8 protein-coding genes and 1 pseudogene are annotated in these 5,879 nt (G+C 42.9%); 5 read left to right on the top strand and 4 right to left on the bottom strand.

All coding sequences use genetic code 11. From position 1 onward, the window contains the following. Positions 1-260: 260 nt before the first annotated feature. The gene (locus F6J99_RS29395) at positions 261-458 is read right to left on the bottom strand and encodes a hypothetical protein (RefSeq protein ID WP_293118118.1); all 198 of its coding nucleotides are present in this window, start codon (positions 456-458) and stop codon (positions 261-263) included. Positions 459-513: 55 nt separating this feature from the next. On the opposite strand from F6J99_RS29395, the gene F6J99_RS29390 reads away from it, so the two are divergent. Both F6J99_RS29390 and F6J99_RS29385 read left to right on the top strand, forming a co-directional pair. Beyond that, a complete protein-coding gene (locus tag F6J99_RS29390; protein WP_293118115.1) occupies positions 514-810 on the top strand; it encodes a hypothetical protein in 297 nt (98 codons plus the stop codon). A gap of 19 nt (positions 811-829) precedes the next feature. Next, positions 830-985, top strand: coding sequence for a transposase family protein (locus F6J99_RS29385; protein ID WP_365974440.1), 156 nt, complete (start codon positions 830-832; stop codon positions 983-985). 4 nt (positions 986-989) lie between these two features. Here the strand turns inward: F6J99_RS29385 and F6J99_RS29380 are convergent. After that, a pseudogene (locus tag F6J99_RS29380) lies at positions 990-2,186 on the bottom strand (IS4 family transposase). Between the two features lie 53 nt (positions 2,187-2,239). On the opposite strand from F6J99_RS29380, the gene F6J99_RS29375 reads away from it, so the two are divergent. From F6J99_RS29375 to F6J99_RS29365, 3 genes are all read left to right on the top strand, one after another. Then, positions 2,240-3,004, top strand: coding sequence for a transposase family protein (locus F6J99_RS29375; RefSeq protein WP_293118112.1), 765 nt, complete (start codon positions 2,240-2,242; stop codon positions 3,002-3,004). 99 nt (positions 3,005-3,103) lie between these two features. Continuing rightward, entirely contained in the window at positions 3,104-4,084 is a 981-nt protein-coding gene (locus F6J99_RS29370) for an SDR family NAD(P)-dependent oxidoreductase (protein ID WP_293118110.1), read from the top strand. Between the two features lie 27 nt (positions 4,085-4,111). Then, entirely contained in the window at positions 4,112-4,900 is a 789-nt protein-coding gene (locus F6J99_RS29365) for an SDR family NAD(P)-dependent oxidoreductase (protein ID WP_293118107.1), read from the top strand. Between the two features lie 18 nt (positions 4,901-4,918). Here F6J99_RS29365 and F6J99_RS29360 read toward each other — a convergent pair whose 3' ends face one another. Both F6J99_RS29360 and F6J99_RS29355 read right to left on the bottom strand, forming a co-directional pair. Further along, on the bottom strand, positions 4,919-5,116 hold the full coding sequence (locus F6J99_RS29360) for a hypothetical protein (protein ID WP_293118104.1): 198 nt from the start codon (positions 5,114-5,116) through the stop codon (positions 4,919-4,921). A 71-nt stretch (positions 5,117-5,187) separates the two neighbouring features. Further along, positions 5,188-5,879: DUF4351 domain-containing protein (locus F6J99_RS29355; protein ID WP_293118100.1), on the bottom strand; the 692-nt coding region annotated here is incomplete at its 5' end.

The following is a 5,879-nucleotide window of genomic DNA, read 5'->3' as shown; positions in this document are numbered from 1 at the left end:
TAAAGCCAACCATCCTACCCTTCATAAACGGGTGCATCTCATATTTGTAAAAAAGATCGCAAGTGTGGGGCGGGGGCGCGGGGAGTGTGGGGCGGGGGCGCGGGGAGTGTGGGGCGGGGGCGCGGGGAGTGTGGGGCGGGGGCGCGGGAATTTTCTCCCGAATTTTTGCCTAATTGCAAAACTGAGATGCACCCTCATAAACAAGTAAAAGATTGGTTTTATAAAAACCTAGAACAGGGATTTAAAGGGATTACTCATAGTTATGATAAACGGATAGAAAAGCGATGCAGCGCGGTCTTGGGGGTTTCCCCCATGAGCGACTGCATCAAGACAAGGTCATCATAGGACTGAAACAAGGCAAGTGTGGTGTGTTCCAATATCTGAAATATCACCTCTAGCAAACCTACGATGATTGGGTCGGACTTAAGTGTATTGTCATGGTGATAAGAGTACGTCATCTGTGGAACAAAACTACACGCGAAGTTCAGTTTTACTTAACGAGTTTGGATTGTGATGCTCGTAAAGAGCGGGAAAGCTATCCGTCTCCACTGGGGTGTAGAAAATGGGTTGCATTGGACAATAGAAGTCACTTTTCATGAAGATGCTTGCCGTGTTCGTACTGGCCATGCTCCACAAAACTTATCATTGCTGCGACGAATTGCACTTAACGCATTGAATTTAGAGCAATCGTTCCGGCGTAGTAATCGTCAAAAATCGAATCGAGCTGCCATGGATAATAACTATATGTTGACGATTATCGCTGCTTGTTTATCTCATTATCATGATGCCTCAAAACCTTTATGTCAATAGGTTTTGAGATGCGCTTACCCTGCTAATTTACTTACGACATCACATAAACTTTCAACTTCTCGGACTACAGTTCCAGGTGAGTGAATCTAAAGCAAACTCTACTTTTAACTACTGGCAATCTCTTTTCAGGGAAGCTCTACCAACTTCTTTGTTAGAACCTGGGGGGGCGACATGAATGGCTAGGAAGCTGACAGGATAAGGGACATAGCCCTCAAACCCTTTTTATAATTGGGGAGTTTATTGGGACCCACGTCTCATTAAATGAGTCACGATCTCTGTACATTCACCCCAAAAACTCACCCAATTATGAGCATACAAACCAATGTAAAAACTACTATGTCTTCGCTCTGTTCGCTTGAATTCTTTCACACGACCGATGTACTTTTGTATTCCTTTACGCTTAATTGTTCGTCCTTTTATAGTGGCACTGGTGTAAGCAATTGTCATCACTAAAATTAAGTTTATTGTCTTGATGCAGTCGCTCATGGGGGAAACCCCCAAGACCGCGCTGCATCGCTAATCGCTCGCCTTCCACTTTACATCCCTCCAAGTTATAGCCCCCTAGCTTAAAATATCGGAACATTTCTTAAGCAAGAAAATCTTTTCCGGTAGGCTTCGATTGCTTTTGACAAAGTGCTTAAACTTGTCAGGATAAACCAAGCTTCATCGGAGCCAAATCCTCGGTACTTGCGCTGCCATTTACAGGCTACATTGAAAGTCCCAAATCCTTTTTGTTTGGTCACTCTGACTTCGTTGATAAATAGACTCATTCCAGGCACTAATCCTAAGTTCATTAGTTCCACTAACTGGTCAGTCTCAGCCTCGACAAAGGTACTCTTCTTGAGCCGTAAACAAAAGTCTACCGCTTGTTGTGAAAGCCAATGCCCCAGTTTGACTCCACAAAATTCTCGGTCTCCTAGAACAATAGTTTTATAATCCTTTAATTGAGATAAAGCTTTGCTCAATACCTCGGTTTGTTCTTGATAATTACTACTCCCTTTTTTGTCTAAAATAGTCCAGTATATTGGCCAAGCCCTTTTGTCCCATATGAGACTTACAATCAGGATATTAATACAACTCCAACTGGTACGGTCAATCGCAATATGCACCACTTGGCCTGGCTCAATTGATTCAATCAGTATACTTTGTAGAATCGGCCACCAAATGTGCTCAATACCTAACCCTTTGAGTCCCAGAAATCTTTGCAGCTTTTTGCGACGACTTTCAAATAAAATTGGGAATGGTATTGATGCCGCTAGAGTTTCGAGCCTGACGTTTTTGACCGATTGCAAAACTGTAACCAACAAACTCAATACCAGATAGTGAGCTGTCGTGAGTTGACTTTTCAGATGATTTTGGTAAATTGTGGGTAGCATTATTATTGGTAGGCTCGGTTGAAAAATTCGGACCTATCTTTTTTTATCATAATTTGCTCAACTCTTCATCATGTAAGGCTTACAACCTCTTTTGTCGCCCCCCCAGGTTAGAACAAGTAAAAAAGTGCCAAGAATCCGAGGATATAATTCGAGAAGCCTTAACTGAATATGAGTTAATAGTAGATAGCGCAGAACAAGTCAGAGAAAGACCTTTGGCCGTAGGCCACGCTACGCGAACAGACTATAATCAACAAAAATTATTCTATTCTGGCAAGAAGAAAAACCATACATTTAAAAATCAATTTATTGTGTTGCCAAAAGGGGAAGATATTGTGGATGTAGTGGTCGGCAAACCAGGCCCCAAAAGTGACATAAATATTTGTCGGGAAAGTTTAAAAAAATTTGATGATAAGCAACGACTGAGTGGTGACAAAGCTTATCTAGAGGTGCGACCCGTGGCGAATTTAATTCGCCAACGGAAAGCGCACCTTCGAGAAGAACAAATAAGAACTCCCCATAAAAAACCAAGAAATGGTGAGTTAACCTCAGAGCAAAAGAAATATAACAAGCTATTATATTCAAACAGAATATTTGTAGAACATGTGATTAGGTTGGTAAAAATTTTTAAAATAGCGGGAGAAAGGTTTCGCCTAAATTATAATAAATATTCTGGGGTGATTTTGACAATATGCGGTTTGGTAATATTGAGAACAGGAGCCTTAGTATTACAAGTAACAAAAACGTCTGAAAGTGCTGAAACAATTGAGGTTGTTTATGCTCATAGTTTTGGTAATAAATTAACATCAATAGCTGGTTAAGCCTATTAAGCGCGTTAATTCAACGTAAAATTGACTTGGTCAATTTGAGCGCTGAAAAGCAGTGCCTGAGATACTTTCAAGTTTTTGGAGAGGTCTATTATGGGGAGCCTTGAAGGCAAAGTAACCTTAGTCACGGGTGCCAGCCGTGGTATTGGTAAAGGAATTGCGATTGGCCTTGGCGAGGCCGGTGCTACGGTATATATTACCGGTCGTAGTCTCGATAGTTCCAATGTTACACAGGGAGTTTCCGGTAGTCTTCGGGAAACCCAATTAGCTGTGCAAGATGCTGGTGGGATTTGTATTCCGGTAATGGTAGATCATAGCGACGACGAACAAGTGCGCTTACTCTTTGAACGGATTCAAGACGAGCAGAAGGGACAACTGGATCTGCTGGTCAATAATGCGTTTTCAGGAGTGCAGGCATTGAAAGATGGATACGAAAAACCATTTTGGGAATGCGCTGAGAATTTTTGGGATGCTGTCAATCATGTCGGTCTCCGCAGCCATTATATTGCCAGTGTTTTTGCAGCTCGACTGATGATTCAGCGTCAGCAGGGGCTGATTTGCACCATCTCATCTTGGGGCGGCATGTCTTACATCTTTGGTGCCGCCTATGGAGCGGGTAAAGCAGCTTGCGATCGACTTGCTGCTGATATGGCTGTTGAACTCAAGCCATATAATGTGGCGTCCCTTTCGATTTGGCCAGGCATAGTTGGTACCGAACATATTTCCAGTTTGGCTTTGCAAATGGGAGAAGATAAACCAGGTAATCAGCAAAGCCGACTGATCTCTCAAGGCTATAATTGGGAAACTCCTTTACTAACAGGGCGCGTTATTGCTGCCCTTGCTGCGGACCCAACTGTAATGCGCTTTACAGGCCGTGTTCGAGTTGTTGCAGAACTGGCTGATCACTATGGAATTATCGATAAAGACGGGTTACGTCCGGTATCACTACGCTCTCTACGTTTTATAGCTCCAATGTTGTGGCCACCATTAATAAAATATGCGTCGCTGATACCTAACATTAATATACCCTGGTTTTTCTTACTATGGGGAATACTCCAATCTCCTAAAATTTAACCGATAGCAAAAATTGAAAACAATTAGATGAGCAATCTCCATGGAGCTGTTGTACTGATAACCGGTGCCGCCGGTGGATTCGGTCAGGAACTGACTCGACAATTATTAGAATCTGGTAGCCGTTTGATCCTCACGGATCTTGATCAAACTATTCTTAAAGAGCGTGCCGAAGCTATTCAACGGGAGGTTAAAACTGGGGATATACTTGCCCTTATGGGGATTAATCTTTCTGAACGTGACGGATGCGAAACCCTTTATCGCCAGGTTAAAGACCTGGAAATAGAAATCGATATTTTGATCAACAATGCTGGAATTGGGCTTTTTGGTCGCATGGACGAAGTTCCTGGGGAAAAATGGGAAAGGCTGATGCAGGTAAATCTGCTGGCACCAATGCGATTAAGTTCTTTATTTGCCGCTGATATGATTAAACGTCGCCAAGGTCACATCGTTAACATTTCCTCTGCTGCTGGCTGGATAGCACCCGCTGGCATCGCTCATTATGCTGCTAGTAAATTCGGTTTGCGAGGATTCAGCGAAGGGCTTTTAAATGAAGTTAAAATTTATAACGTCAAGGTCACAGCTGTTTATCCCTTTTACAGCCGTACTCCCATTCTCCAGTCGGAACAGTACGGAACCCTTGCTAAAGAAAATCAGGGGTTGCCGGACTTTATAATAACTGATCCGGCTAAGGTCATGGGGCAAACGATTCAAGCAATCATTGATAATAAACCTCAGGTTTTTCCTGATCGAATGGCAAAAATTATCTCGGTTATTAAACGTTTTTTTCCTCAATTATTAAACTGGATCAATTATTAAACTGGATTGTTAATGGGTTCAATCGGAAGCCAAAAGCCAATTTATAGGATTTCTACCATTTCTTAATTTGGTGCGGTACTTTCTTTTAGGGAGCAGGGAGCAGGGAGCAGCGGATCTGGGAATAGGGAATAGGGAATAGGGAACAGGAAAAAAATGGTGTTTTAGGGAATAGGGAATAGGGACAAGCAAGGGTTGGGTGGTGCGAGAAGCCCACACTTAAAACCCACACTTACAAGGGTAGGAAGTGTGGGAGCATGGCACTGAGCTTTGATGTGTGCGCATCCGGTTTATTGCTGATGCGATGCCAACCACACAGCTATATCGGTGACGGTCTCAAAATCCAACAACGCCTCGCTCAACTCCTCCAATTGAGCAATAGAAAGCTTTTTAATCCTCTCAAGTAGCTGGTCCTCAACATTACCAAACCGACGGTTAATCAGACGTCTAAGGATTGAGTACCCTTCCTCTTGCTTTCCTTCCCGTTTCCCTTCGAGTAAACCTTCGCGTTTTCCTTCGAGTAAACCTTCGCGTTTTCCTTCGAGTAAACCGAGTTGATGTCCTTTTTGAATGATCTTCTGATAAATTACAGACTCTTGCATCACTTCCTCCGGAAATAATTCTCCTATCAACCCTTTGTCGAACCGCAAGCCAGCTAGTAACTGCGTACAAGCGGAGATGTTAGTAAAAGCTAGTGGTTCTTCAATCCTATCCACTGCTGCCGCCACTTGTTCTAATAATCGTTTAGGAGACTCACTGAATGCTAAAGTGGCAAAAGGCAATAAGGCAGGATTGGCCAAAAAAAAAGGGTCAGGGTCTTGCTCCCACATCCTGATTACTCGATAGCGATGGCTAGTGTTACTCTCCAGCAACTGGTTAGTATAAACTTTAGATGAGGTGGTGAACTTCAGAAATATCACGACCTGTTCAACAGGACAGTTATACTTTTCTCTGAGTCTGACCCAATACTTGAGCATCCGCA

It is taken from the genome of Moorena sp. SIO4G3 (assembly GCF_010692305.1).
In the GTDB taxonomy this organism is placed as follows: Bacteria; Cyanobacteriota; Cyanobacteriia; order Cyanobacteriales; family Coleofasciculaceae; genus Moorena; species Moorena producens_A.
This window is presented reverse-complemented; position numbering and strand designations above follow the sequence as displayed.

Excerpts from the sequence above, each read along its gene's own strand:
- F6J99_RS29395 (WP_293118118.1), bottom strand. The coding sequence starts at position 458 with ATGACGTACTCTTATCACCATGACAATACACTTAAGTCCGACCCAATC.
- F6J99_RS29390 (WP_293118115.1), top strand. The coding sequence starts at position 514 with ATGCTCGTAAAGAGCGGGAAAGCTATCCGTCTCCACTGGGGTGTAGAA.
- F6J99_RS29370 (WP_293118110.1), top strand. The coding sequence starts at position 3,104 with ATGGGGAGCCTTGAAGGCAAAGTAACCTTAGTCACGGGTGCCAGCCGT.
- F6J99_RS29365 (WP_293118107.1), top strand. The coding sequence starts at position 4,112 with ATGAGCAATCTCCATGGAGCTGTTGTACTGATAACCGGTGCCGCCGGT.